Here is a 25,809-nt window from a genome sequence, read left to right on the forward strand (position 1 = left end):
GCGCCTCCCGCCGGACGCTACGCGGCCAGCGCGTCGGCCGCGCGCACGATGCGGGCAAAGCGGCCCTGCAGGACCAGCTCGGTCCGGTCGCGGATCTCGGCCGGCGTGTAGTTCCTGCCGGACGGGCTTTGCATGGCAAAGGTCAGCGTGGCATCGGTGGGAAACACCACCTTGAAGCCGGCGTCGCTGGCATGGCGCGACGTCGTTTCGCAGCACTGTTCCGTGCGGATGCCGGCCACGATGATGCCTTCGACGCCGTGTTTGACCAGCCAATCGTGCAGCGAGGCGCCATGCTCGTCCTTGGCGTACAGCGACGAATGCGCTGTCTTGTGAAACACCGCCGTGGGAGAAATTCGCAACTCCTTGAGCGTCCTGACGTGGCCGGAGGCGAGCGAAAACGGATTGGCGGGGTCGTCGGCGGGGCTGGTGTGGAATACCTGCAGGACCGGCATGTCCTTCGCGGCGGCGGCGTCGATCAGCGGCTGGATCTGCGAAATGAACGCCGGATACTCCGATTCGTCCCAAAACGGACGTTGGCGAAAGGATTCCTGGACGTCGATGACGATAAGTGCCTGTTTCATTTCCGGGCCTCCTGGCCATGGATTCGTGGGGGTGACGCCATTTTTACTCCCGATTGGCCGGATCCGCGAGCGCGTTCCAAGACGGCCGGCGGCCCAAAACGGACATGGCGGGGTGGCAGCCGGAAAGCGCCCGGACCGCGCGGCAGATTCGTGCGCGGCGGACATACAATCCTCGGCATGGACATTACCCGCGACTCTGACGATCTCTTCTGGATGCGACGCGCCCTGGCGCTGGCGCACACCGTCATGTTCACCACCGCGCCCAACCCTCGGGTCGGCTGCGTGATCGTGCGTGACGGCCGCGTGCTGGGCGAAGGCGCGACGCAGCCGCCGGGCGGCCCGCACGCGGAAATCTGCGGGCTGCGCGATGCGCAAGCGCGTGGCGAGACGGTCGCCGGTTCCACGCTGTATGTCACGCTGGAACCGTGCAGCCACTTCGGCCGCACGCCGCCATGCGTCGATGCGGTGCTGGCGGCGCGGCCGGCGCGCGTGGTGGTCGCCATGGGTGATCCGAATCCGCTCGTCAACGGGCAGGGGCTGGCGCGGCTGCGCGAAGCGGGCATCGCGGTGACGACCGGCGTCTGCCGCGAAGAAGCGCTGGCGGTGAACGCCGGCTTCATTTCGCGTATGAGCCGCGGCCTGCCGTGGGTGTGGATGAAGATGGCGGCGTCGCTGGACGGCCGCAGTGCGCTCCATAACGGCATGTCGCAATGGATCACCGGACCGGAAGCGCGGGCCGACGGACACCGCTGGCGGGCGCGCAGCTGCGTCGTGCTGACCGGCATGGGCACCGTGCTCAAGGACGATCCGCAGCTGAACGTGCGCGACGTCGATACGCCGCGCCAGCCGCGCAAGGCCGTCGTGGACGGCCAATTCCAGATCCCGGAGACCGCGCGGCTGTTCGATGGCGCAGAGGTCATCGTGTTCACCGCGCGCGAAGATGCCGCGAAGGCAGCGCGCCTGGCGGACAAGAATGCGCGCGTAGTGTGCTTGCCGGGCACGGAACCTGGCCGCGTCGATCTGCCTGCCATGATGCGCTGGATGGCAGAGCAACAGTTCAACGAGGTTCACGTCGAGGCAGGCGCGGGCCTGAGCGGTGCGCTGGTGTCGGCCGGCTGCGTCGACGAACTGTTGTTGTATCTGGCGCCGGTGCTGCTGGGCGACGCGGCGGGCATGGTGCGCTTGCCGATGCTCGAACACCTGGACGCCGCGCGGCGCTACGAATTTACCGATATCGCGCGCGTTGGCGCCGATCTGTCTGTGCGCGCGCGCGTGGCAGGCACGTGGCGGCAATTGATGGAAAGCGTCGCGTTGCCCACGTTGTCGTAACGGATTTGCTGTTAGCACTCCGCGCGTTCGGCTGCCAATCGTTTGAAAGCCGCGCACAGCTTGCGTCTGCACGATTCACCCTATCGATGCGTGCGGATCGGCATGCGCGGTGGGCGCGCACCACACCGCGCACGAAGGCGTTTCGCGTGATTACACGAGCAATTATTCGCGCAAAATGAATTGCCACAAAAGAGTCACGGGCTTAGCATAAGCAGCATGACTTGGCGCTACGCGCTCACGGACCACCCGCACAGCCGCTTCGCGCCCTCGTCACCACGGATTCCCGTGCCGCGAATCGGCGCAGTTCAACACCGACCGGCACGCCACTGAACGAAGTCGCCCAGCGCCGTTCAGCCCGTTCGCTGCGATCGCATGGCGAACGCTCCGGGTTTATCCCGGGCCAACAAGAATCCATCGGATATCGCTCATTCCGTCGTTTCGTTGCCGACCATTTCATGTGCGGTTGCGTCAGGCACGCTATATGCGGGTCTATGCTCGAGACGACGAGTTAACTTGCTCACGTTAGTTGCAATCCCTGACGGAACTAGTGCGAAAGGGGTGCAGCCTAAACACAAAGGGTCCGATCGTGCTTATGGTTGATGTGTGGCGAAAGCAACATAACAACTTGCCGAAAACGCCAACAGCGAAGTTGTTTAGTAATTCGCAGGCGCTGATGCACAATGGGCATGTAGGGACGTATTGAATTTTTCGCGTGTTGTATGTAGGAGGTTTCCGTGCAAAACATCGTCGAAGGCTTCAAGTCGCAGTATGCAAGAGAGCAGGAATCAGAGCTCTCGCTCGAGGAGTATCTGAGCCTCGCCAAGCGCGATCCCATGGCCTACGCCAGCCCCGCTGAGCGCATGCTTGCCGCGATCGGTGAACCTGAAATCGTGGATACGCGCAACGACCCACGTCTTTCCCGTTTGTTTTCCAACCGGACCATCCGGCGCTATCCCGCGTTCCAGGAGTTCTACGGCATGGAGGACGTGATCGGACAGATCGTCGCGTTCTTCAAACACGCCGCGCAGGGACTGGAAGAGCGTAAGCAAATCCTCTATCTGCTGGGGCCGGTGGGCGGCGGCAAGTCGTCCATCGCGGAACGGCTCAAGGCGCTGATGGAAAGTTTTCCCATCTACGCGTTGAAGGGATCGCCGGTGAACGAATCGCCGCTCGGGCTGTTCCATCCGGAGCGATTCGGCGACACGCTCGAAAAGGAATACGGCATCCCCAAGCGCTACCTGACCGGCATCATGTCGCCGTGGGCAGTCAAGCGCCTGAAGGAGTTCGACGGCGACATCTCGAAGTTCCGTGTGGTGCGTTTGAATCCGTCGGTGTTGCGGCAGATCGCCATCGCCAAGACCGAACCGGGCGACGAAAACAACCAGGACATTTCGTCGCTGGTGGGCAAGGTTGATATCCGCAAGCTCGACCGCCATTCGCAGGACGACCCGGACGCGTACAGCTATTCCGGTGGCTTGTGCCTGGCGAACCAGGGTCTGCTCGAGTTCGTGGAAATGTTCAAGGCCCCGATCAAGATGCTGCATCCGCTGTTGACGGCTACCCAGGAAGGTAACTTCAAGGGCACGGAAGGCTTCTCGGCCATCCCGTTCAACGGCACGATCCTGGCCCACTCGAACGAATCGGAATGGCAGACCTTCCGCAACAACAAGCACAACGAGGCGTTCCTTGACCGTATCTATATCGTCAAGGTGCCTTACTGCTTGCAGGTGTCCGAAGAGGTCCGCATCTACGAAAAACTGCTGCATCACAGCTCGCTGTCCGAAGCGCCGTGCGCGCCCGGTACGCTGGACATGATGGCGCAGTTCTCGGTGCTGACACGCTTGAAGGAACCCGAGAATTCCAGCATCTATTCCAAGCTGCGGGTCTACGACGGCGAAAGCCTGAAGGACGTCGATCCCAAAGCCAAGGCGCTGCAGGAATACAAGGACTACGCGGGCACGGATGAAGGCATGACCGGCGTCTCCACGCGTTTCGCGTACAAGATCCTTTCCAGCGTCTTCAACTACGACCAGACCGAAGTGGCCGCCAATCCGGTGCACCTGATGTACGTGCTGGAGCAGCGCATCGGCCGCGAAGACTATCCCGACGAAATCCGCCGGCGCTATCTGGAATTCATCAAGGGCTTCCTGGCGCCGCGTTACGCGGAGTTCATCGGCAAGGAGATTCAGACCGCTTACCTGGAGTCCTACTCCGAATACGGCCAGAACATCTTCGACCGCTACGTCACGTTTGCCGACTGCTGGATCCAGGACGAGGAGTTCCGCGATCCTGAAACCGGCGAAAGCTTCGACCGCAGCGCGCTGAACGATGAACTGGAAAAGATCGAGAAGCCCGCAGGCATTGCCAATCCCAAGGACTTCCGTAACGAGATCGTGAACTTCGTGCTGCGGGCGCGCGCCAACAACAGCGGCCGCAATCCGAACTGGACCAGCTATGAAAAGCTGCGCGAAGTGATCGAGAAGAAGATGTTCTCGAACACGGAAGACCTGCTGCCGGTGATTTCGTTCAACGCCAAGGCCTCGGCCGAGGACAAGACGAAACACCAGAGCTTCGTCGACCGGATGGTGGAGAAGGGCTACACGGAAAAGCAGGTCAGGCTGCTGTGCGAGTGGTATCTCCGTGTGAGGAAGTCTTCCTGAGCGAGGTGAATCATGAATTCACTGATCGATCGCCGTCTTAACGGTCGCAACAAGAGCGCCGTTAACCGGGAACGCTTTCTGCGGCGTTACAAGGATCAGATCCGCAAGGCGGTACACGGGATGATCCGTGACCGCTCGATCCAGGACATGGATCAAGGCGGTGAGATCAATCTGCCCGCCCGCGATATTTCCGAGCCGACATTCCGGCACGGCGCGGGCGGCGACCGCGAAATGGTGCATCCGGGCAACCGCGAATTCGCCAAGGGCGACACCTTCGACCGGCCGCAGGGCGGGCAGGGCGAGGGCGGCTCCGAGCCGGGTGAAGGTGAATCGGTGGACCAGTTCACCTTCAGCCTGTCGCGCGCCGAATTTCTGAACCTCTTTTTCGAGGATCTGGAACTGCCGCACCTGGCGCGCAACCAGCTGGGCGAAGTCAGCCAGAAAAAGTGGCAGCGCGCCGGCTACACCACCACCGGCTCGCCCAGCACGCTGAGCATCAGCCGCACGCTGAAGTCATCGCTGGCGCGTCGCGTGTCGCTGGGCGTGAAGGCGCGTGCCGACCTGCGCGATGCCGAGGACGCGCTGGAAGAGGCCAAGGCTGCGGGTGTGTCGCAGGCTCGAATCCGCGAGCTGGAACAGGAGGTCGAGGATTGCCGCGAGCGTCTGGCGCGCGTGCCGTTTCTGGACGACCTGGATCTGCGCTATCGCAACCGCGTGTCGGTCGCCATCCCCATGGCGCGCGCCGTCATGTTCTGCCTGATGGACGTGTCCGGCTCGATGGACGAGGGCAAGAAGGATCTGGCCAAACGCTTCTTCACGCTGCTCTACCTGTTTCTGTCGCGCAAGTACGAGCACGTCGATCTGGTGTTCATCCGCCACACCGACAACGCCGAGGAAGTGGACGAGCACACGTTCTTCTACGACCCCAAGAGCGGCGGCACGATCGTGTTGTCGGCATTGGAGCTGATGCGCGAGATCCTGGAAAAGCGCTATCCGCCGTCCGCGTGGAACGTCTACGCGGCGCAGGCGAGCGACGGCGACTCGTTTGGCGCCGATGCGGGCAAGAGCGCACGATTCCTGGCCGAGCATCTGCTGCCTTCGTCGCGCTACTTTGCCTACATCGAAATCCCCGACTCGCAGGAAGCCCGCAAGAGCAGTCTGTGGGCCGAGTATGAACAGAAACTGGAACCGCACTTCGTCATGCGGCGCATTTGCGACCGCGGGGAAATCTTTCCCGTGTTCCACGACCTGTTCAAGAAGGAGACCGCATGAACGCCAACATGGGTGCGCTCGTGGAGCCGGGATCGGACGGCGGTGTCCGGCCGATCTCGCAGGGTTCCGAATGGACGTTCGAACTGATCCAGACCTATGACGACGCGATCTCGCAGATTGCGCGCGAATATGGCTTGGACACGTATCCGAACCAGATCGAGGTCATCACCTCGGAACAGATGCTGGACGCGTACGCGTCGGCGGGCTTGCCTATTGGCTACCCGCATTGGTCGTACGGCAAGGAATTCATCCGCAACGAGCAGTACTACCGACGCGGCATGCAGGGGCTGGCGTACGAAATCGTCATCAATTCCAACCCGTGCATTTCTTACCTCATGGAAGAGAATTCCATGCCGATGCAGGCGCTGGTGATCGCGCACGCCTGCTACGGGCACAATTCCTTCTTCAAGGGCAACTATCTCTTCCGGCAATGGACAGACGCCGACGGCGTGCTGGACTACCTGGTGTTCGCGCGCAAGTACGTGATGGCGTGCGAAGACCGCTACGGCATCGACGCCGTGGAGTCGCTGCTGGACTCGTGCCATGCGCTGTCGCATCACGGCGTCGACCGCTACAAGCGTCCCACGCCGGTCTCCTTCAAGGAAGAGGCCACCCGCCAGGCCGAGCGCGAGGAACACGCGCGCCTGCAGTACAACGACCTGTGGCGCACGCTGCCGCGCATCGAAGCGGACAAGGACACGCGCGTCGCGGCGTCCGTGTTTCCGCCCGAGCCCGAGGAAAACCTGCTGTACTTCATCGAGAAGTACTCGCCCAAGCTGGCCCCGTGGCAGAAGGAGCTGGTGCGCATCGTCCGCAAGGTCGCGCAGTATTTCTATCCGCAGACCCAGACCAAGGTCATGAACGAAGGCTGGGCCACGTTCTGGCACTACACGATCCTGAACCGCCTGCACGAGAAGGGTCTGGTGAACGACGGCTTCATGATGGAGTTCCTGCAAAGCCACACCAACGTCGTCAGCCAGCGCGGCTTTGACGAGCGCGGCTATGGCGGCATCAACCCGTACGCGCTGGGCTTTGCAATGATGTCGGACATCCGCCGCATCTGCGAAGCGCCCACGCCCGAAGACCGCCGCTGGTTCCCCGACATCGCGGGCGGCGACTGGTTGAAGACGTTGGACTTCGCCATGCGTAATTTCAAGGACGAGTCCTACATCTCGCAGTATCTGTCCCCGCGCCTGATCCGCGAATTCCGCTTCTTCGCGATCTCGGACCACCAGGCCAACCCCAAGCTGGAAGTGGCCGCGATCCACGACGACGAGGGCTACCGCGACATCCGGCGCCTGCTCGCTGCGCAGCACAATCGCGACAACCTGGTGCCCGACATCCAGGTCGTCCGCTTCAACCGCGACACCGACCGCTCGCTGGTGCTGCGCCACTTGAAGAGCCGCGGCCGACCGCTGGCCGGTGAAGATGCCGAACAGGTCATGAAGCATCTGGCACGTCTATGGGGATTCCGCGTCCGGCTGGAAGAAACCGAACCGGACGGCACGATCAGCTCCTACCGGGAGCAGGACCCGCCCGCGTCGAAGTAATGGCGCCGGCAGGGGAAGGGACGCGCGTAGTGCGTCCCTTTTTGTTTGCCCGCTTGCTGTGCTGTTGCCGATTCTGCTAGAATCGCGGATTCGCATTTTCAGCAGCGCCCTTCATCAGCACCGAAAGGCCCCTGGAAGTGCAGTAGGACAGGTGGCCGAGTGGTTGAAGGCGCACGCCTGGAAAGCGTGTATACGTCAAAAGCGTATCGGGGGTTCGAATCCCCCTCTGTCCGCCAGGAATCCTGGCAAGGCCGCCAAGCCCGCTAAAAAGCGGCCAAGCCAAAAAAGGCCCCGATCTCCCAGAGACCGGGGCCTTTTGCATTTCCGGGAATCGTTACGGTACGCTCGTGCCATGACTTTCGACCTGCCGATTCGATCATCCGCGCCTCGCCTGGATCTCTACAGCCTGCAGGTCTTTGTGGCCGTGGTCGAAGAGGGCAGCATTGCCGCGGCCGCCGCGCGTGAGCACATTGCGCCCTCGGCGCTGAGCAAGCGGCTGTCGGAGCTGGAGCGCATCCTGGATGTGGTGCTGATCACGCGGCATGCTCGAGGGGTGGCGGCGACGGGCGCGGGGCATGCGTTGGCGCGCCATGCGCGGGCGCTGCTGCATCAGGCGCGCGGCCTCACCGACGAGATCCGCGATTTTTCGTCGGGCGTGCGCGGGCATGTGCGCATCGCGGCAAACCTCTCTTCCATCACGCAGTTCCTGCCCCAGGATCTGCGGCGCTTTCTGACGCTGCACCCCGGCGTGCAGATCGATCTGGAGGAGAACGTCAGTTCCGCGGTGACGCGAGCGGTGCAGCAGAACATGAGCGATATCGGTATCTATACCCAGACCGACGACGACAGCGGGCTGCAGAGTTTTCCGTACCGGCGCGATGTGATGACGCTGCTGGCCAACCGGTCTCATCCGCTGGCTGCGCGGGAGCGCGTGGCGTTTGCCGACACGCTGGAATACGACCACGTCGGCATGCACCGGGGCAGCGCGGCGAACTACCTGTTCACGCGCGAGGCGGCAGCCATCAATCGGACGGTGCGGCTGCGGTTCCAGGTCACGTCATACGATGCGCTGGTGTCGATGGTGCGCTGCGAGCTGGGCATTGGCATCGTGCCCGTGGAGGCGCTGTCCCTCTTCGATTGCGGCGATCTACGGATTATCCCTTTGACGGACGCGTGGGCGCGTCGCCAGCTCAAGTTGTGCGTGCGCAGCAATGAGCCCCTGTCCGGCGCTGCCAGGTTGCTGATGGAGCACCTGCTGCAAGAGGCCGCCGCCTCCAGCAATTGAGGCAGGTCTTTCCGGATTCGGATCCGGATGTTGCGTAGCAAAATCCGGACGGCCAATGCAGGCGCCGCCGCGCGCAGCCATCGCGAATGGCGATGCCCCGCTGAAGAATCGCGATTTGTGCCACGCCGGCGGACCTCGGAAGATGGCTCATCAAGCCCATGGACCGCCCGCCGCGCGGGCGCGAGGAGAGAGAGACGTGAGCCTTCCAAGCCGAGTGCAGATCGTGGAGGTGGGACTGCGGGACGGACTGCAAAGCGAGTCCGAGTTCGTGCCCACCGACACCAAGGCTGCCATCCTGAATGAACTGATTGCCGCCGGCGTGCGCCACATCGAGGCAACCTCGTTCGTGTCGCCCCGGGCGGTGCCGCAGATGCGCGACGCCGCGGAGTTGCTGGCGCTGGCGGACAAGCGGCCGGGCGTCGTGTTGAGCGCGCTGGCGCCGAACCCGCGCGGCGTTGAACGCGCGCTGGCATCGCGTGCCGATGAGGTCGTGGTGTTCCTGTCGGCCAGCGAAAGCCACAACAGAAAGAACCTGAACCGGTCCGTGGAGCAATCGCTGCGCGACATCGAGGATGTGGCGGCGCTGTTGCAGGAACATCCCATGCGGCGCAAGGGCGCCATCGCGGTCGCTTTCGGTTGTCCGTTTGAAGGCGATGTCGATATCGCCACGTTGAAGACCATCGTGGCCGAGTTTGCCCGCCTGGATTTCGACGCCGTCACGCTCGGCGACACGACGGGCATGGCGACGCCGCGGCTGGTGCGCAAGACGGTGGACGCGCTGCGCGCCGCGTTTCCGGCCATGGACTTTTCGCTGCATTTTCACAACACGCGCGGCCTCGGGCTGGTGAATGTGGTCGAGGGGCTGCATGCCGGCATCACATCCTTTGAATCGTCGCTGGGCGGCTTGGGCGGCTGTCCTTTCGCGCCCGGGGCGACGGGAAATGTCTGCACCGAGGACACGGTCAACCTGCTGCACGAGATGGACATCGAGACGGGCATCGACCTGGCGGCGCTGATCCAGGCGTCGCGGCATCTTGAGCAGGTGATGAAGCGCCGGTTGTCAGGACAGGTGATGAAGGCCGGGCCGCGTCTTGCCTTGCACGATTACGACGGCGCCGTGGCCGCCGTCGGCTGATTTCCGCAACCCTGGATTCAAAAGAACCCATGCCTTTATCCGGATTCCGCATTCTGGACCTGACCCGCATCATCTCGGGTCCGTTCTGCACCTCTCTGCTTGCCGACATGGGCGCAGAGGTCATCAAGATCGAGACGCCGGGCGAAGGCGACCCGGTGCGCGCCCAGGGCGTGATACGCGACGGCCTGAGCTGGTACTTCGCCAACTACAACCGCAACAAGAAATCTGTCACGCTCGACCTTTACAGCGAGGAAGGCAAGGCCGTGCTGCGGCGCCTCATCGCCGAATGCGATGTCATCGTCGAGAACTACCGGCCGGGCGTAATGCAGAAGATGGGGCTGGGCGACGAGGCGCTCAAGGCGCTCAAGCCCGACATCATTCATTGCAGCATCAACGGCTTTGGTACGACGGGGCCTTATCGCGACCGGCCGGCATTCGATTTCATCGCGCAGGCGATGAGCGGGTTCATGAGCCTGAATGGCGCGGAAAGTCAGCCGCCCATGCGCGCGGGCCCCCCCATCAGCGATCTGGTGGCCGGCATGAATGGCGCGCTCGGCATCGTGGCGGCACTGCTGCGGCGCGAGCGCACCGGGCAGGGTGACAGCGTCAGCGTGAGCCTCCTGGGCAGCATGATCGGCCTCTTGAGCTTTCAGGCGTCGAACTATTTTGCCGACGGCCGGCTGCCTGCGCGCACGGGCAACGATCACGGCATCGCGTCGCCCTACGGGCTGTTCGAGACGGCCGACGGGCAGGTCGCAATCGCGCCCAGCAACGACGTCGTCTATCACAAGCTGCTGGACGCGTTGGAGCTATCGGAACTGCGCGCCGATCCCCGTTTTGCGACGAACGCCGATCGCATGCGCAATCGTGGTGCCATCACCGAGGCCATCCAGACGCGCACGCGTCAGCACACCAGCGCCCACTGGATCGAACGCCTGAACCGGTTCGGCGTGCCGTGCGGTCAGGTGCTGAACCTGCAGGAAGTGTTCGAGGATCCTCAGGTGCAGGACCAGCGCATGGCCATCGACGTGCCGCATGGCGGCCACGGCGATGTGCGGATGCTGGGCTTCCCGATCAAGTTTGCGCAGGCCGAAGCCCGGCCCGTGCAAGCCGCGCCCGCGCTGGGCGCCGATACTCGTGATGTGCTGCTGCGATTCGGATTCGCGCAGGACGACATCCGCGGTTTGCAGGAACGCGGCGTCATCTGAATGCGCCGCGGCAGGACCACCAAGGCGACACAGCCTGCCCATAAAGCAATAACGACGGAGACAAACGACATGCTACGCAACCTTCTGCTTTCAGCTTGCGTGCTGGGCGTCGCGGCAGGCGCCCACGCCCAAGAGTCCTACCCGAATCAACCCATCCGCATCATCGTGCCGTTCACGCCAGGCGGCGGCACGGACTTCCTGTCGCGCACAGTGAGCGCCAAGCTGGGCGAGACGACCAAATGGAACGTGGTGGCCGAGAACCGGCCGGGCGCAGGCGGCACCATCGGCATCGGCGCGGCCGCGCGGGCCAAGCCGGACGGCTATGAGATCGTCATGGGGCAGGTCGACAACCTGGCGGTGGCGCCTTCCATCTACAGCAAGCTTTCCTACGACCCGATCAAGGACTTTGCGCCGATTGGCATCGTGGGCGAAGCGCCCCTGGTCATCGTGGCGGGCAAATCCAGTCCCTACCAGACCTTGCAGGCGCTGATCGAAGCGGCCCGCAAGGCGCCGGGGGCCGTCAACTACGGGTCGCCCGGCGCCGGCACCATCACGCACCTGGCTGCCGAACTGCTCCAGCAGCGCGCGGACGTCAAGCTGGTCCACGTGCCGTACAAGGGGTCGGGGCCCGCCATGGCGGATCTGCTGGGCGGGCAGGTGCCGGTGATCTTCACGTCCATCCCGTCGGCGGCGCCGCAGCTCAAAGCCGGAAGCGCGGTCGCGCTGGCCGTCACCTCGCCGCAGCGCAGCCCGGCGCTGCCCGACGTGCCGACCGTGGCGGAACTGGGTTATCCCGGCTTTGACGTACGGGTCTGGTATGGATTGCTGGCGCCCGCCAAGACGCCCAAGCCCATCATCCAGACGCTGAACACGGAGCTCAACAAGGTGCTGGCATTGCCGGCGATGCAGGAGGCCTTGGCGGCTCAGGGCGCGCAGGCCATGCCCACGTCGCCGGAACAGTTCGCGGCGACCATCAAGCAGGACTACCAGAAGTGGAAGCCTGTGATCGAGGGTGCGAAGGTGAAGCTGGACTGAGGGATCGCCGGCTTTGCGCCGGCGATCCCTATGCGCGGAACACCGTGCGTGTCACGTCTTGGGTGTGTCGTACGACGTATCCAGCACGTCGTCTTCCGGCGTGATGACACCCGGCTCCCCGGGTTCCGCAATGGCGCGGCCCCGCCGCGGCATGCCTGCGACGACGTTGCTTTCATCCGGCATGGGCAGGGTCTCCGTACCCTTGCGCGGGTCGGTCGGGGGCTTTTGTTCGTCCGCACCCTTGGACGCAGTGGTGGGATCAGGGGTGGTTTTCAGCATGGCGATTGCTCCGACTGCGCGCGAGGCCAGGATGGCGCCGCGCCTGGACATTGGTCCATCTTAGAACCCCCATCCCGGTGAGGCAGCGTTCTGGATGTCACGATTGCAAGGGGCTGTTGCAGGACGAGGCCATCAAAACTTGCCACACTGCGTCCTTATAATCTCGAGCTTCGCGCCGCCATTTTCTGCCGACCGCCCATCCTCGATACCCCCACGCCCACCTTGACCGAATCCGTCGAACGCTCCGTCCATGCTGAACTCGTTGCCGTGCTGGTTGCGGTGACCAACGGCGAGCCGCGGGTGCTGACGACGGACGATGCCAGGGCGTTGCCGGCCGGGCCGTTCGAGTTGTCGCACCGGTCGCTGCAGGCCGGCCTGCGCGATTGGGTCGAGGCGCAGACGCATCATCCTTTGGGGTATGTCGAGCAGCTGTATACCTTTGCGGACGGCGATCGCTCGGATGAGTCCGGCGGGCGGGTCATCTCGGTCAGCTACCTGGGCCTCACGCGCGAAGCGGGCGAGACGGGCGTTGCGCAAGTCGGCTGGCAGGACTGGTATCGCTACTTTCCGTGGGAAGACCGCCGCGCGGGCACGCCGGCGCTCGTCGAGGAGGTGATCGTGCCGCGGCTCACCGCGTGGTGCGAAGGCAGCGCGGACGCATCGGTCCGCGCGCGCCGCCAGCAGCGCGCGGCGATCACCTTTGGACTGGATGGCGCGGCGTGGAATGAGGACATGGTGCTGCAGCGCTACGAACTGTTGTTCGAAGCCGGGCTGGTGCCCGAGGCGGTGCGGCGCACCGGCGAAACCGCGGTGGTACCCGGACAGCCGATGCGCCACGACCACCGGCGCATCCTGGCCACCGGCATTGCGAGGCTGCGCGCCAAGATCAAGTACCGCCCGGTGGTGTTTGAACTGATGCCGGACGAGTTCACGCTGTTGCAGCTGCAGATGGCGGTCGAGGCGCTGGCGGGGCGTGGGTTGCACAAGCAGAACTTCCGCCGCTTCATCGAACAGCAGGATCTGGTCGAAGAGACCGGCGCCATGGCGACCGGCACCGCCGGCCGGCCCGCCAAACTGTTCCGGTTCCGGCGCGACGTGCTGTTGGAGCGGGCCATTGCAGGCAGCAAGCTGCCGGTGTCGCGCGTCGTTTGATGCTTGACAAGGCTTATACTCATAATTAGCATAATTGGTGCGCAATTCTTGCGCGCCTTTTTTTACGCTACAAATACTCAAAATGAGCATTAAAGCCGCAAAGCCTCTCGCAGCCGATCGCCTTCCCGTTCCGCCGCTGCCGGACGTCATGCTGGAGCCGCTCGTGCGGGCGGCGTTGTTGGAGGACCTGGGCCGCGCTGGCGACCTGACGACCGACGCCATCGTGCCGGCCGATGCCACGGCCGAAACGCGGCTCGTGGCGCGGCAGGAGGGCGTGCTGGCGGGATTGGATCTGGCCCGGCTGGCGTTCCGCACGATGGACCCGAACCTGGCATTCACGGTGTCGCGCCGCGATGGCAGCGATCTCGAGCCCGGGATGGAGATCGCGCGCATCCAGGGCAATGCGCGCGCGATGCTTAGCGCGGAGCGGGTGGCGCTCAATTTTCTGTGTCACCTGAGCGGCGTGGCGACAGCCACGGCGTCGATCGCCCGGGCCATCTCGGATTTCGGCGCGCGTGTCACGTGCACGCGCAAGACCATGCCGGGGCTGCGGGCGGTGCAGAAGTACGCGGTGCGCGTGGGCGGCGGCAGCAATCACCGTCATGGGCTGGACGACGCGGTGCTCATCAAGGACAACCACATTGCGCTGGCCGGCAGCGTGGCGACGGCCGTCGAACGGGCGCGCGCCGGCGTGGGCCACATGGTGAAGATCGAGCTGGAAGTGGACACGCTGGAGCAGCTTGAAGTGGCGCTGTCGCTGGGCGTAGACGTGGTGCTGCTGGACAACATGAGCCTGGATGACCTGCGCCGCGCCGTCGCGATGGCGCGGGGCCGGGCGATTACGGAAGCCTCGGGCCGGATCACGCCCGAAACCGCGGCGGCCGTGGCCGCTACCGGCGTGGACCAGATCGCCGTGGGTTGGCTGACGCACAGCGCCAAGGTGCTGGACATTGGTCTGGACGCCTGACATTTTATTGGTCGCGAACATGAAACGCCTGCTGCTTTCGTCTCTTACGCTTGTTGTGCTGTCGCTGACCGCCTGCGGTAATCCGCCCTCGGGCGAGGCGCCGGGCGATGCGTCGTATCCGTCGCATCCCATCACGATCGTCGTGACGTTTCCGCCCGGCGGCGGGACCGATCTGCTTGCACGCCGCATCGGCGCCAGTCTGCAGGAGTCGTTGGGTCAGCCGGTGGTGGTGGAGAACCGGCCGGGCGCCAGCGGCAACATCGGTGCCCGGATCGTGGCCGAGTCGCCGCCGGACGGCTACACGCTGCTGATGGTGAACAGCTCGTTTGCGATCAACCCGGGCGTCTATCGCAATCTGGGCTTCTCGCCGAAGCGGGATTTTTCGGCGGTCATCAATGTGGCTTTCGTGCCCTCGGTGTTTGTCGTGCCGGCGGCGTCCCCTTTGCGCAATCTTGATGACGTGATCGTGGCCGCCGTGCCGGACAAGCCGCTGGCGTTTGCGACGTGCGGCAACGGCACACCGCAGCATCTGGCGGGCGAGATGCTGTCGCGCAAGACGGGCGCGGTGATGCAGCAGGTGCCGTACAAGGGATGCGGCCCGGCGCTGACCGACGTGATGGCGGGGCAGGTGGGCGTGGGGGTAGTGACGGCTTCCAGCGCGGCGCCGTTGATCGCCGCGGGCAAGCTGCGCGCGCTGGCCGTGACGTCGCCCGCGCGGTCACCGCTCATGCCCACCGTGCCGACGGTGGCCGAGCAGGGCGTGTCAGGCTATGCGCTGGATCAGTGGCACGGCCTGTTGACCCCGGCGGCGACGCCGCCGGCAGTGGTCGACAAGCTGAATGCGGCGGTGGGGAAGATCGTGCGGCGGCCGGATGTGCAGGCCGCACTGCGTGAGCAGGGCTTTACGCCTGCCAGCAGCTCGCCGCAAGAGTTTCAGCAGATGATCGGCGCGGACATCGACCGCTATACGGCGCTGACCGAGGCGATCGGATTGCGGGCAGATTGAACGGCAAAGCGGCCGATCCGGCGCGTGATGCGCGGAATCGGCCGCGGAGGGGGCTGGAACTACGGTTGCAGCGTCAGCCGCTGTTATCAGACAGCCGCTTTGGCGTGCTGCTCCAATTGCTCCTTCAGGCCCGGTTCCAGCTTGAGCTGACGCGCCAGCTCATCCAGGTACGCGCGCTCCATGTAGCTTTCCTCGTCCACGACGAGCAGGCTGGCCAGGTACATTTCCGCCGCCATTTCGGGCGTCTTGGCCGACTGGGCAATGACGCTGGGATCCAGCGGACGGGACAGCTCGGCTTCCAGCCAGCGGCGGTCCTGGGCGTCGGATGACAGCTTGGCCAGTTCCGTTTCCAGCAGGGTTTTCTCCTCGGGGCCGATGTGGCCGTCGGCCTTGGCCGCGCCGATCATGGCGGTGAGGACGGCGTTGCTGTGCTGTTCGGCCTCGGGGGCGGGCAGGCGGTCCAGCGTCTGGGGCGGGGCAGTGGGCGCGCCCGCCTGCTTGCGCTGCCAGTCGCCGTAGGCGCGATAGGCCAATGCGCCCAGCGCGGCCATGCCGCCGTACATGGCGACCTTGCCGCCGATCTTGCGGGCCTTCTTGCTGCCCATCAAGAGGCCGAGGGCGCCTGCGCCCAGGGCGCCGCCGCCCAAGCCGGAAAGCAGGGACGATCCCTTGCCGCCCGTGGCGTTCTGCACGCGGTTCGTCGTGTCGGAAAGCAGCCCTTGTCCGGACTGCAACAGTTGATCAAGTAATTGCCGGGCGCTCATGCGGCCTCCTGTAAAACGGTCGGTCAGGGATATCGGACCGTGGCCGTCGCAGGAAGTTCAGCTAACCGTCAGGCGGTTGATCCGGCCCCGGAAGGCTGCGGCAAGTGCTACAACCGTCCTTGTCGCCGGCCGACCGGCCGCCCCACGCAGGCGCAGCCAGATCATCCAAGGCTGTCCCTGGTAGTCCCAACACAGGAGAACCGACCCATGAGCATCCGCGTGCGCCAGAATGCGCCCCAGTCCCTGCAATTCACCGCAACGGCCGAAGGCCACGACCTGCCGCTGGACATGCCCAAGCCGCAAGGCGAGGGGCCGGATCCGCACGATTACTTCGATACCGCGCTGGGCGGCTGCAAGGCGATGACGCTGATGGTCTACGCGCAGCGCAAGGGCCTGCCGCTGGAATCGGTGGGGGTGGAAGTGGTGCGCGATGCCAGCGAGGAACGCCGTGGCATCTACCGTCTGACCGCCAAGCTGACGCTGCACGGCGACTTGTCCGATGCGCAGATCGACGAATTGCTGGCGGTGGCCGAGAAGTGCCCGATCCACAAGCTGATGACGGCCGTGGACGTGCAGGTGTCCACGCTGATCGTGCGGCCGGACTGAGAAACAGGAAATCTGAGAAGGGGCCGTAGAAAACGGCCCCGTTCGGCAAGGCGGGGCGCCAGGCCCCGCCCCAGGAAAGTCTTACTCTTCCATGCCCGGAACGATGGTCGAGAAGCCGCCGTCCACGTGGGTGATCTCGCCGGTCACGCCGGCAGCCAGGTCCGACAGCATGAAGGCCGCGACGTTGCCGACGTCTTCGATGGTGATGTTGCGGCGCAGGGGGGACTGGTTTTCCACGAACTTCAGGATGGCCGAGAAGTCCTTGATGCCGCTGGCGGCCAGGGTCTTGATCGGACCGGCGGAGATGCCGTTGGCACGGATGCCGCGCGGGCCCAGCGCCGTGGCCAGGTAGCGCACGCTGGCTTCAAGCGACGCCTTGGCCAGACCCATCGTGTTGTAGTTGGGAACCACGCGCTCGGCGCCCAGGTACGTCAGCGTCAGCACGGAACCGTTGCGGCCTTCCATCAGGGGCAGCGCGGCCTTGGCCATGGCGGCAAAGCTGTAGGCCGAGATGTCGTGGGCGATGCGAAAGCCTTCGCGCGACAGGCCGTCCAGGAAGTTGCCGGCAATGGCTTCACGCGGGGCGAAGCCAATGGAGTGGACCAGGCCGTCCAGGCCGTCCCAGTGCTTGCCCAGTTCGGCGAAGGCGCCGTCGATCTGGCTGTCTTCGGCCACGTCGCAGGGCAGCACGATGTTGCTGCCGAATTCGGCGGCGAATTCGCTGACGCGGTCCTTGAAGCGGTCGCCCACGTAGGTGAACGCCAGTTCGGCGCCTTGCTGATGACAGGCGCGCGCGATGCCGTAGGCGATGGAACGGTTGGAAAGCACCCCGGTGACCAGGATGCGCTTGCCGGCGAGAAAGCCCATAGATGTGTCCTTGAAATTTTTCCCTTCTGGAGGCCGCCTATTTTAGGGAATTTGGCGGTCCAGCGGGCGAGACGGCGCGGCCCCCTTGCGGGGTGCCGCGCCGGGGTGTCGCGCCGAGTGTGCGGCGATTATGGCGGGAGGTTACCCGCGCGCGTTTGTGCCCGGCACGCGGAGCTGCGTGCCGATCTTCAGGGCACTGCCCTTGATGTTGTTGAGCGCACGCAGCGCGTCGACCGTGGTGCCGTATTGCTTGGCCAGCGAGAACAGGGTGTCGCCCTGGCGGACCTTGTGGCTGCGGACGTTGGGGCGGGCGCTGGAAACGCGGGCGGCGGGCGCCTGCGTGGTGCGGCCACGCGGGGCGGCGGCCTTGTTGTCCTGCGGCGCCGCGTCCAGCGCGCCCACCGGCGGGGCCAGCGATGCGATCTGCACGCCGCCCGTGCCGGGGTCGCCCGGCACCAGCAGCGCCTGGCCGTTCGCGGATTTCTGGCGGCGGCTGATGTCGTTGGTCTCGCGCAGAGAAGCCTCGGACACGCCAAAGCGCTTGGCGATGGCCGCGTAGGACTCGCCGCGCCGGGAGTGGTAGACCTTCCAGGCGGACAGGTCGCCCTTGTAGTTGGTGAGGTTGGCGTTGAAGATTTCGACGCGGTCGGCCGGCAGCAGCAGGGTGGGGCCATGGTCGCCGCGGATGACCGGGCGGTTGAAGGACGGGTTCAGGGCCTTGAATTCGTCCAGCGGCATTTCGGCCAGCTTGGCGGCGATTTCAAGGTCGATGTCGCTGTTCTTCTGCACCGTCACGAAGTACGGCGTGTTGCCAACGGGCGGCAGGGCCACGGCATAGCGCTGCGGATCCGCAATGATGTTTTTGATGGCCTGCAGCTTGGGCACGTAGTTGCGGGTCTCGTCCGGCATGTTCAGCGACAGGTAGTCGGTGTTCTGGCCGGCGGCCTCGTTCTTGGCCATGGCGCGCTGCACCGAGCCTTCGCCCCAGTTGTAAGAGGCCAGGGCGAGGTACCAGTCGCCCTGCATTTCAAACAGCTTTTCCAGGTAGTCCAGGGCCGCGTTGGTCGAGGCGATGGGATCGCGGCGCTCGTCGCGCCACCAGTCCTGCTTCAGGTTGAAATGCTGGCCCGTGGCCGGCACGAACTGCCACAGGCCCGAAGCCTGCGCGCGGGACAGCGCCGTCGGGTTGTACGCGCTTTCCACGAAGGGCAGCAGCGCCAGCTCGGTCGGCAGACCGCGGCGGTTGATCTCGTCGACGATGAAGTACAGGTATTTGCCCGCGCGTTCCGCCATGCGCTGCACCGCCTCGGGGTGGGACGCGTAGTAGTCGGTCCACTGCTTGGAGAGGTCGGTATTCAGGTTGGGGATCGCGAAACCGCGGCGGATGCGGTCCCAGGCGTCGGCCGGCGGGTTGGTCAGGTCGATCGTGCGGGAAGTGTCCCGGGCGATGTATCGGCCTTGGGAATTGGTGGTGAGGTTCTTGCTATCGGGGGCTTTGGTTCCTGCGCAACCGGCGAGGACTGCCAGCATGAGCGGCAGAAGGAGTCGGGATAGATTCATCAGGTGGTCACTTGAAATCGTTCTTCCATTCACGAAGGGAGGCAAAAACCTCTACCGGCGTTTGCTGGTGGCGTCCGGCCCAGCTTGCGGCGGCCTGGACGACGTCGGGCTGCTGCGTGCGCAAGAACGGATTGGTCGCGCGTTCCTGGCCGATGGTCGAAGGAAGCGTGGGGTGACCATCCGCGCGTAATTGCTGGGCCCGCAGTTGCCACGTTTGCAGGTCGCGGTTGGCCGGTTCGACGGCCGATGCCCAGCGAAGGTTCGCTAGAGTGTACTCGTGTGCGCAAAAAACTTTTGTATCCGGCGGTAAAGCGGAAAATTTTTCCAAGGAATCAAACATTTGCGCTGGGGTGCCTTCGAAAAGCCGGCCACAGCCCCCCGCGAAAAGCGTGTCGCCACAGAACAGCGCGTGCTCGACGCCGGCCGCGCGGCCGGCGTAGGCGATGTGCCCGGCGGTGTGGCCCGGGACGTCCAGCACGGTCAGGTCCAGGTCCAGTTCCGGCAGCGTCACGCGGTCGCCTTCGGCCAGACGGACGTCGCAGCGCGGCAGCTTTTCGCGCGCCGGACCATATACGGTGATGCCCTCGATGCGGGACAATTCGAGCACGCCGCCCACATGGTCGCCATGGTGATGCGTGAGTAGAATGGCGCGCAGCTTCAAGCCATGCTGATCCAGGAACTGCAACACGGGGCCGGCTTCGCCGGGGTCCACGACAGCCGCCAGGCCGTCCTGGACGATTGCCCAGATGTAGTTGTCGGAAAAGGCTGGCAAAGGCAAGACCGCGGCGTTGCGTTCGCGGCCGCCTGCGGGGGCGGTCAAGGCTTGCATGGGATTCGAAGGAAAAAACGTGGCAGAAGAAACTCCGCCGATTGTAGAACTGGCCGAATGGTTCCAGACGCCGCCGGGCCAGTACGTGCTGGCCTGGGAACGGGCCCAGTTCGACGCGGCCGTCGCGGATGTCTTCGGATATTACGCCTGGCAGGTCGGCCTTGCCGACCTGAACCTGTTGCGGGCGAACCGGATGCCGTTCAAGGGTTATGTGGGCACCGAGACCCCTGCGCCGGAGAACATGCCTGGCTGGCAGTCGCGCGTGGTCGTCGCAGAGCCCGAGGCCCTGCCGTTCGAATCGCAAAGCGTCGATCTCCTGATCCTGCCGCACACCTTCGAACTCACGCCCGATCCGCACAACGTGCTGCGCGAGGTCGAGCGCGTGCTGGTGCCCGAGGGGCGGGTCGTCATTTCGGGGTTCAATCCCTGGAGCATGTGGGGCGCGCGCACCCGCATGCCCGGCATGGAGCCCTGGCTGCCGCAGCCGCCGTCGTCCCAGGTGTCGCTTGTGCGGCTCAAGGACTGGTTCAAGCTGCTGTCGCTGGAGGTCGATGAAAGCCAGTTCGGCTGCTACGCGCCGGCCTGCCGCAGCGAAAAATGGCTGCAGCGCTGGGGCTTCCTGGAATCCGCCGGCGCCCGCTGGTGGAGCCTGGGCGGGGCGGTCTACATGGTCTCGGCGGTCAAGCGCGTGACCGGCATGCGTATCATCGGGCCTGCCTGGAAGACCAAACCCAAGCGCGCACGCGCGGCGTCGGTGGTGGTCAACCGCCAGGCGGACGACGGCTTCGATCCCTCCTGAACGGCCGGGCCGGCCTCACATTGCAAGAACAAGGACACGCACGCAGCACCATGCAGGACAACAAAGCGAACGATCAGAAAGTGGAAATGTGGACCGACGGCGCCTGCAAGGGCAATCCGGGTCCCGGCGGCTGGGGCGTGCTGATGCGCGCCGGCGCGCACGAAAAGACGCTGCATGGCGGCGAACTCCAGACCACCAACAACCGGATGGAACTGCTGGCGGTCATTGAAGGCCTGCGCGCCCTCAAGCGTCCGTGCGTCGTCACCATCCACACCGACTCGCAATACGTCATGAAGGGCATGACCGAGTGGCTGGCCAACTGGAAACGGCGCGGCTGGATCACCGCCGAGAAAAAGCCGGTCAAGAATGCCGAGCTCTGGCAGGCGCTGGATGAGCAGGTGCAGCGGCACACGGTGTCGTGGCGCTGGGTTCGCGGTCACGCGGGCGACCCCGGCAACGAGCGCGCCGACCAGCTTGCCAACATGGGCGTCGACGTCGCGCGCCGCGCCTGAACGGTATCGGGCCGCCCCGCCGGCATCCGGAAATACCCTCAAATCGGCCCACTAGGGCAGATTTAGTTCTTTCATCGCGCTTCAGGATTGTTCCAGTATGTAAATCCGGGTGCTAAAGTGCCTTCCCTTCCTCCAGTTCCTGCGGCGACGTCCGAGTGGGGCATGCCCGGTCCGCGCCGCAACACCGCCACTTTCGCGCATGAAAAAAGCTGTACTGCTGGCCGCCGTCGCGGCAGGGTTGGCCGCGGGGGCCGCGCTCGGCGTGTTTGTGCCGCGCTGGCTGGCGCCGTCCGCCGCTCCCGCCCCGGTCACCACCAAATCTCAAGCCGCGCCCGCCGCGCCGTCCCGCGTGGCCGTGGCCGCCGTCCAGGAAATCCCCTTTGCACGCGGTCTGTCCGCAGTGGGCAGCCTGCGTTCCGATGAGTCCGTCGTCCTGCGCCCCGAAGTGGCCGGGCGCATCCAGGCCATTGATTTCAAAGAAGGCCAGCCCGTCAAGCAGGGTCAGTTGCTCATCCGCCTGGACGATTCGGTGCCGCGCGCTGAACTTGCGCAGGCGCGCGCGAACCTCACGCTGGCGCAAAGCCATTACCGCCGCGCCGTCGAGCTGCAGGGCAAGGGCTTCGTCAGCCAGCAGGCGCGCGACGAGTCGGCCAGCACGCTGAAGGTGCAAGAGGCCGCCGTGGCGCTGGCCCAGGCGCGGCTCGACAAGATGACGATTACCGCGCCTTTCGCGGGCATCGTCGGCCTGCGCAGCGTGTCGGTGGGCGACTACGTGAACCAGGGGCAGGACCTGGCGCCGCTCGAGGCGATCGATCCGCTCAAGGTGGATTTCCGCGTGCCCGAGATGTACTTGAGCAAGGTGCGGGTCGGCCAGCAACTGACGCTGCGCCTGGACGCCTTGCCCGGCCAGGAGCGCCGGGGACTCGTCTACGCGGTCAGCCCGCTGGTCGACGCGGGCGGCCGGTCGATCCTGCTGCGCGCCACCGTGGCCAACCAGGACGGCGTGCTGCGCCCCGGCATGTTCGCGCGGGTGCAACTGCTGTTCAACGAGGATAAGGCGCTGGTCGCGCCCGAGGCTGCGCTATCGCCGTCGGGCGAAACGCAGTACGTTTACCGGGTCGAGAACGGCGTGGCGCATCGGCGCGAAGTGACCATCGGCGAGCGCCGCGAGGGCCGCGTCGAGATCCTGACCGGCGTCGCCCTGAACGACCAGCTGGTGGTCTCGGGCCTGCAGCGCGTGACCGATGGCGCGCCCGTGACCATTGTGGGCAACGGCCAATAGCCGGCCCCTTACCCTTTCAGCGATAGCGCCATGCGTATCTCGGAAACCTGTATCAAGCGCCCGGTGTTCGCGTCGGTCCTGTCGCTGATCATCGTGCTGATCGGCCTGATTTCGTACTCGCGCCTGACGGTGCGCGAATACCCCAAGATCGACGAACCCATCGTGTCGGTCGACACCACGTACAAGGGCGCCTCGCCCGAGGTGATCGAATCGCAGGTGACCAAGCCGCTGGAAGACCAGCTGGCCGGCATCGAAGGCGTCAACGTGATGACCTCGCGCAGCCGGTCAGAGCGCAGCCAGATCAACATCAAGTTCAACCTGACGCGCGACCCGGACGCCGCGGCGGCCGAAGTCCGCGACAAGGTCTCGCGCGCGCGGCGCTTTCTGCCGGATGAGATCGACGAGCCCATCATCGGCAAGGTCGAGGCGGATTCCCAGCCCATCATCTACATCGCGGTGGAATCCGGATCGTTCTCGGCCATCCAGACGTCCGACTACATCAACCGCTATATCAAGACCCGTCTGTCGGTGCTGCCGGGGGCGGCCGAGGTGCGCGTCTTTGGCGAGCGGCTGCCGTCCATGCGCATCTACGTCGACCGCGACAAGCTGGCCGCGTACGGCCTGACGGTGCAGGACGTCGAGGCCGCGCTGCGCAGCCAGAACGTGGAAATTCCGGCGGGGCGCATTGAATCGCGCGCGCGGGAATTCTCGGTGGTGTCCGCGACCGACCTGCAGACGCCGGCCCAATTTGAAGACGTGATCGTCGCCAACGTGAAGGGCTATCCGGTGCGGATGCGCGACGTGGCCAAGGTTGAGATCGCGGCAGCCAATGACCGCATCCTGTCCCGCTTCAATGGCAAGCCCGCCATCAACATCGGCGTCACGCGGCAGTCCACCGCCAACCCGCTGGAACTGTCCAAGGCGGCGCGCCAGGAAGTCGCCCGGTTGAACGAGACCCTGCCGGCCGGCATGAAGCTGAATATCGCGTACGACTCGTCCGTGTTCATCGAGCGGTCGATCGATTCCGTGTTCCACACGATCATCGAGGCCATTGTGCTGGTGGTGCTGGTGATCTTCTTCTTCCTGCGCAACCTGCGCGCCAGCATCATTCCCATCGTCACCATTCCGGTGTCGCTGGTGGGCGCGTGTGCGCTGATGTACCTGTTCGGCTTTTCCATCAACACGCTGACCCTGCTGGCCATGGTGCTGGCGATCGGCCTGGTGGTGGACGACGCGATCGTGGTCCTGGAGAACATCTACCGCCACATCGAGGACGGGATGCCACGCAAGGAAGCGGCGCTGCGCGGCTCCAAGGAAATCGGCTTTGCGGTGGTCGCCATGACCATGACGCTGGTCACCGTGTATGCGCCGCTGGCGTTCGCCACGGGGCGCACCGGCCGGCTGTTCATTGAGTTCGCGCTGGCGCTGGCCGGCGCGGTGCTGGTGTCGGGCTTCGTGGCGCTGACGCTCACGCCCATGATGTGTTCCGTGCTGTTGCGGCATGAGACCAGCCATAGCCGCTGGTACAACCTGATCGAAGGCTGGCTGAACGGCATGAGCAACGGCTATCGCCGCATGCTGGGCGCGTCGCTGCGGCATCGTTGGATCGTCGTGGTGATCGGCCTGGCCGTGGCCGCGGGCAGCGGCGTGCTGTTCAAGGTGGTCAAGAGCGAGCTGGCGCCGGTCGAGGACCGCGGTGTGGTGTTCGGCATCGTGAACGCGCCCGAGGGCGCGACCTTGAACTACACGCTGGACAGCATGCTGGGCATCGAGAAGTTCTATGCCGACATTCCGGAAGCCAGCGGCAGCCAGGTCACGGTGGGCTTTCCCACGGTCACGGACGGCACGGCGATCCTGCGCTTGAAGCCCTGGGAAGAACGCGAGCGCAAGCAGCAGACCATCACGCAGCAGTTGCAGCCGCAGTTCGCGTCGCTGCCGGGCGTGCGCGCCTTTCCGACCAATCCGCCGTCGCTGGGCCAGTCGGCCCGATCCAAGCCGGTGGAGTTCATCATCATGAGCCAGGCCTCGTACGAAGAGCTGTCGCGGCTGACCCAGATTTTCCTGACCGAGCTGCGCAAGTATCCCGGCCTGCTGAACCTGGACACCGACCTGCGCCTGAACACGCCGGAGCTGCGCGTGCGCGTGGACCGCGACAAGATGGCCGACGTGGGCGCCAACGTGGACGTCGTGGGCCGCACGCTGGAATCGATGCTGGGCGGCCGCCAGGTCACCCGCTACAAGGACGAAGGCGAGCAGTACGACGTGATCGTGCAGGTCACGCCGCGCGACCGCGCCAATCCCACCGACATCTCGGGCATCTACGTGCGCGCGCGCGACGGCAGCATGGTCCAGCTGGACAACCTGCTGGGCGTGCACGAAGGCGTGTCGCCGCAGTCGCTCAACCACTTCAACCGCCTGCGCGCCGTGAAGATCGACGCGGCTGTCGCGCCCGGCTATGCGCTGGGCGAAGTGCTGGAACACATGCACCAGGTGGCGCGTGAGGTCCTGCCCAACACGATCATCACGGACCTGGACGGCCAGTCGCGCGAGTTCCGCGATTCGTCGGGCAGCATCTATCTGGTGTTCGCGATGGCGCTGGCGTTCATTTATCTGGTGCTGGCCGCGCAGTTCGAAAGCTGGCGCAATCCGTTCATCATCATGCTGTCGGTACCGCTGTCCATGACCGGCGCATTGCTGGCGCTGTGGCTGACGGGCGGCACGCTGTCCATCTACAGCCAGATCGGGCTTATTACATTGGTCGGCCTGATCACCAAGCACGGCATCCTGATCGTGGAATTCACGAACCAGTTGCGCGACGAGGGCAGGGAGCTGTTCGAGGCCGTGGTCGAAGCCAGCGTGCTGCGCCTGCGGCCCATTTTGATGACGACGGGCGCCATGGTGCTGGGTACCGTCCCCCTGGCGCTGTCCACGGGCGCGGGCGCGGAATCGCGGCAGCAGATCGGCTGGGTTCTGGTCGGCGGGCTGTTGCTGGGTACACTACTGACCTTGTTCATCGTGCCGGTGGCCTACACGCTGATCGCCACCGCACGCAAGAAGGCAGGCGAGTCCGGCAGCGAAGCGCATCAACCGCATACGCCGCCAGCCTCGCAGCCTCAAGCATCGGAATAAAC

At 64.9% G+C, this 25,809-nt stretch carries 22 protein-coding genes and 1 tRNA gene; 17 read left to right on the top strand and 6 right to left on the bottom strand.

All coding sequences use genetic code 11. The features are described from left to right. Positions 1-17: 17 nt before the first annotated feature. Positions 18-581 (bottom strand): cysteine hydrolase family protein, encoded by a 564-nt coding sequence (locus MHZ91_RS14675; RefSeq protein WP_239214288.1) that lies wholly within the window; start codon positions 579-581, stop codon positions 18-20. 213 nt (positions 582-794) lie between these two features. On the opposite strand from MHZ91_RS14675, the gene ribD reads away from it, so the two are divergent. From ribD to MHZ91_RS14720, 9 genes are all read left to right on the top strand, one after another. After that, positions 795-1,910 carry a bifunctional diaminohydroxyphosphoribosylaminopyrimidine deaminase/5-amino-6-(5-phosphoribosylamino)uracil reductase RibD gene (ribD, locus tag MHZ91_RS14680; RefSeq protein WP_370647816.1) on the top strand — a complete coding sequence of 372 codons (1,116 nt, stop codon included), beginning with the start codon at positions 795-797 and terminating at the stop codon, positions 1,908-1,910. A 743-nt stretch (positions 1,911-2,653) separates the two neighbouring features. Beyond that, on the top strand, positions 2,654-4,570 hold the full coding sequence (locus MHZ91_RS14685; RefSeq protein WP_370633001.1) for a PrkA family serine protein kinase: 1,917 nt from the start codon (positions 2,654-2,656) through the stop codon (positions 4,568-4,570). A gap of 12 nt (positions 4,571-4,582) precedes the next feature. Next, positions 4,583-5,842: a YeaH/YhbH family protein gene (locus MHZ91_RS14690; protein ID WP_175125456.1), complete on the top strand. Its 1,260-nt coding sequence runs from the start codon at positions 4,583-4,585 to the stop codon at positions 5,840-5,842. Continuing rightward, positions 5,839-7,392, top strand: coding sequence for a SpoVR family protein (locus MHZ91_RS14695; protein ID WP_175125455.1), 1,554 nt, complete (start codon positions 5,839-5,841; stop codon positions 7,390-7,392). Before MHZ91_RS14690 ends, MHZ91_RS14695 begins: the two co-directional genes overlap by 4 nt. Before the next feature lie 145 nt (positions 7,393-7,537). Continuing rightward, positions 7,538-7,628 (top strand) — tRNA-Ser (locus MHZ91_RS14700). A 116-nt stretch (positions 7,629-7,744) separates the two neighbouring features. Further along, positions 7,745-8,677, top strand: coding sequence for a LysR substrate-binding domain-containing protein (locus MHZ91_RS14705; RefSeq protein ID WP_239214290.1), 933 nt, complete (start codon positions 7,745-7,747; stop codon positions 8,675-8,677). A 196-nt stretch (positions 8,678-8,873) separates the two neighbouring features. Continuing rightward, on the top strand, positions 8,874-9,812 hold the full coding sequence (locus tag MHZ91_RS14710) for a hydroxymethylglutaryl-CoA lyase (protein WP_239214291.1): 939 nt from the start codon (positions 8,874-8,876) through the stop codon (positions 9,810-9,812). Between the two features lie 29 nt (positions 9,813-9,841). Then, entirely contained in the window at positions 9,842-11,020 is a 1,179-nt protein-coding gene (locus MHZ91_RS14715; RefSeq protein ID WP_239214293.1) for a CaiB/BaiF CoA-transferase family protein, read from the top strand. Positions 11,021-11,089: 69 nt separating this feature from the next. Next, positions 11,090-12,055 carry a tripartite tricarboxylate transporter substrate binding protein gene (locus MHZ91_RS14720; protein WP_239214295.1) on the top strand — a complete coding sequence of 322 codons (966 nt, stop codon included), beginning with the start codon at positions 11,090-11,092 and terminating at the stop codon, positions 12,053-12,055. Positions 12,056-12,106: 51 nt separating this feature from the next. Here the strand turns inward: MHZ91_RS14720 and MHZ91_RS14725 are convergent, their stop codons facing one another. After that, the gene (locus tag MHZ91_RS14725; protein ID WP_175125437.1) at positions 12,107-12,334 is read right to left on the bottom strand and encodes a hypothetical protein; all 228 of its coding nucleotides are present in this window, start codon (positions 12,332-12,334) and stop codon (positions 12,107-12,109) included. A 222-nt stretch (positions 12,335-12,556) separates the two neighbouring features. Between MHZ91_RS14725 and MHZ91_RS14730 the strand changes: the two genes are divergently transcribed. The 3 genes from MHZ91_RS14730 to MHZ91_RS14740 all read left to right on the top strand — a co-directional run bounded on the left by MHZ91_RS14730 (position 12,557) and on the right by MHZ91_RS14740 (position 15,459). Next, a complete protein-coding gene (locus MHZ91_RS14730) occupies positions 12,557-13,486 on the top strand; it encodes a hypothetical protein (protein WP_239214298.1) in 930 nt (309 codons plus the stop codon). An 82-nt stretch (positions 13,487-13,568) separates the two neighbouring features. Continuing rightward, a complete protein-coding gene (nadC, locus tag MHZ91_RS14735) occupies positions 13,569-14,453 on the top strand; it encodes a carboxylating nicotinate-nucleotide diphosphorylase (protein ID WP_175125433.1) in 885 nt (294 codons plus the stop codon). A 19-nt stretch (positions 14,454-14,472) separates the two neighbouring features. Next, positions 14,473-15,459, top strand: coding sequence for a tripartite tricarboxylate transporter substrate binding protein (locus MHZ91_RS14740; RefSeq protein ID WP_239214301.1), 987 nt, complete (start codon positions 14,473-14,475; stop codon positions 15,457-15,459). Between the two features lie 86 nt (positions 15,460-15,545). Here the strand turns inward: MHZ91_RS14740 and MHZ91_RS14745 are convergent, their stop codons facing one another. Continuing rightward, on the bottom strand, positions 15,546-16,223 hold the full coding sequence (locus MHZ91_RS14745) for a tellurite resistance TerB family protein (RefSeq protein WP_175139099.1): 678 nt from the start codon (positions 16,221-16,223) through the stop codon (positions 15,546-15,548). Between the two features lie 207 nt (positions 16,224-16,430). Here MHZ91_RS14745 and MHZ91_RS14750 point away from each other — a divergent pair, with 207 nt between their 5' ends. Next, positions 16,431-16,829, top strand: coding sequence for an OsmC family protein (locus MHZ91_RS14750; protein WP_239214304.1), 399 nt, complete (start codon positions 16,431-16,433; stop codon positions 16,827-16,829). 81 nt (positions 16,830-16,910) lie between these two features. Here the strand turns inward: MHZ91_RS14750 and fabI are convergent, their stop codons facing one another. The 3 genes from fabI to gloB all read right to left on the bottom strand — a co-directional run bounded on the left by fabI (position 16,911) and on the right by gloB (position 20,085). Then, the gene (fabI, locus tag MHZ91_RS14755; RefSeq protein WP_175125419.1) at positions 16,911-17,696 is read right to left on the bottom strand and encodes an enoyl-ACP reductase FabI; all 786 of its coding nucleotides are present in this window, start codon (positions 17,694-17,696) and stop codon (positions 16,911-16,913) included. A gap of 141 nt (positions 17,697-17,837) precedes the next feature. Continuing rightward, positions 17,838-19,256 carry a transglycosylase SLT domain-containing protein gene (locus MHZ91_RS14760; RefSeq protein WP_175139097.1) on the bottom strand — a complete coding sequence of 473 codons (1,419 nt, stop codon included), beginning with the start codon at positions 19,254-19,256 and terminating at the stop codon, positions 17,838-17,840. A gap of 7 nt (positions 19,257-19,263) precedes the next feature. Beyond that, positions 19,264-20,085, bottom strand: a complete 822-nt coding sequence (gene gloB / locus MHZ91_RS14765) for a hydroxyacylglutathione hydrolase (RefSeq protein WP_239214306.1) — start codon at positions 20,083-20,085, stop codon at positions 19,264-19,266. Between the two features lie 19 nt (positions 20,086-20,104). Here gloB and MHZ91_RS14770 point away from each other — a divergent pair, with 19 nt between their 5' ends. From MHZ91_RS14770 to MHZ91_RS14785, 4 genes are all read left to right on the top strand, one after another. Continuing rightward, entirely contained in the window at positions 20,105-20,884 is a 780-nt protein-coding gene (locus MHZ91_RS14770) for a class I SAM-dependent methyltransferase (protein WP_175139096.1), read from the top strand. 50 nt (positions 20,885-20,934) lie between these two features. Next, complete coding sequence (gene rnhA / locus MHZ91_RS14775) at positions 20,935-21,396, top strand: ribonuclease HI (RefSeq protein ID WP_175139095.1); 462 nt, start codon at positions 20,935-20,937, stop codon at positions 21,394-21,396. A 199-nt stretch (positions 21,397-21,595) separates the two neighbouring features. Beyond that, complete coding sequence (locus MHZ91_RS14780; RefSeq protein WP_175186377.1) at positions 21,596-22,678, top strand: efflux RND transporter periplasmic adaptor subunit; 1,083 nt, start codon at positions 21,596-21,598, stop codon at positions 22,676-22,678. Between the two features lie 30 nt (positions 22,679-22,708). Next, positions 22,709-25,807: an efflux RND transporter permease subunit gene (locus tag MHZ91_RS14785; RefSeq protein ID WP_239214309.1), complete on the top strand. Its 3,099-nt coding sequence runs from the start codon at positions 22,709-22,711 to the stop codon at positions 25,805-25,807. Positions 25,808-25,809 lie beyond the last annotated feature (2 nt).

It is taken from the genome of Achromobacter sp. ACRQX (assembly GCF_022346505.1).
GTDB classification, from domain to species: domain Bacteria; phylum Pseudomonadota; class Gammaproteobacteria; order Burkholderiales; family Burkholderiaceae_B; genus Achromobacter; species Achromobacter animicus.

Coding starts and splice junctions, on each gene's coding strand:
- MHZ91_RS14760 (WP_175139097.1), bottom strand. CDS start 19,256: ATGAATCTATCCCGACTCCTTCTGCCGCTCATGCTGGCAGTCCTCGCC.
- MHZ91_RS14725 (WP_175125437.1), bottom strand. CDS start 12,334: ATGCTGAAAACCACCCCTGATCCCACCACTGCGTCCAAGGGTGCGGAC.
- MHZ91_RS14785 (WP_239214309.1), top strand. CDS start 22,709: ATGCGTATCTCGGAAACCTGTATCAAGCGCCCGGTGTTCGCGTCGGTC.
- gloB (WP_239214306.1), bottom strand. CDS start 20,085: ATGCAAGCCTTGACCGCCCCCGCAGGCGGCCGCGAACGCAACGCCGCG.
- fabI (WP_175125419.1), bottom strand. CDS start 17,696: ATGGGCTTTCTCGCCGGCAAGCGCATCCTGGTCACCGGGGTGCTTTCC.
- MHZ91_RS14675 (WP_239214288.1), bottom strand. CDS start 581: ATGAAACAGGCACTTATCGTCATCGACGTCCAGGAATCCTTTCGCCAA.
- rnhA (WP_175139095.1), top strand. CDS start 20,935: ATGCAGGACAACAAAGCGAACGATCAGAAAGTGGAAATGTGGACCGAC.
- MHZ91_RS14690 (WP_175125456.1), top strand. CDS start 4,583: ATGAATTCACTGATCGATCGCCGTCTTAACGGTCGCAACAAGAGCGCC.
- MHZ91_RS14715 (WP_239214293.1), top strand. CDS start 9,842: ATGCCTTTATCCGGATTCCGCATTCTGGACCTGACCCGCATCATCTCG.
- MHZ91_RS14695 (WP_175125455.1), top strand. CDS start 5,839: ATGAACGCCAACATGGGTGCGCTCGTGGAGCCGGGATCGGACGGCGGT.
- MHZ91_RS14745 (WP_175139099.1), bottom strand. CDS start 16,223: ATGAGCGCCCGGCAATTACTTGATCAACTGTTGCAGTCCGGACAAGGG.
- MHZ91_RS14720 (WP_239214295.1), top strand. CDS start 11,090: ATGCTACGCAACCTTCTGCTTTCAGCTTGCGTGCTGGGCGTCGCGGCA.
- MHZ91_RS14740 (WP_239214301.1), top strand. CDS start 14,473: ATGAAACGCCTGCTGCTTTCGTCTCTTACGCTTGTTGTGCTGTCGCTG.
- MHZ91_RS14750 (WP_239214304.1), top strand. CDS start 16,431: ATGAGCATCCGCGTGCGCCAGAATGCGCCCCAGTCCCTGCAATTCACC.
- MHZ91_RS14780 (WP_175186377.1), top strand. CDS start 21,596: ATGAAAAAAGCTGTACTGCTGGCCGCCGTCGCGGCAGGGTTGGCCGCG.
- nadC (WP_175125433.1), top strand. CDS start 13,569: ATGAGCATTAAAGCCGCAAAGCCTCTCGCAGCCGATCGCCTTCCCGTT.
- ribD (WP_370647816.1), top strand. CDS start 795: ATGCGACGCGCCCTGGCGCTGGCGCACACCGTCATGTTCACCACCGCG.
- MHZ91_RS14705 (WP_239214290.1), top strand. CDS start 7,745: ATGACTTTCGACCTGCCGATTCGATCATCCGCGCCTCGCCTGGATCTC.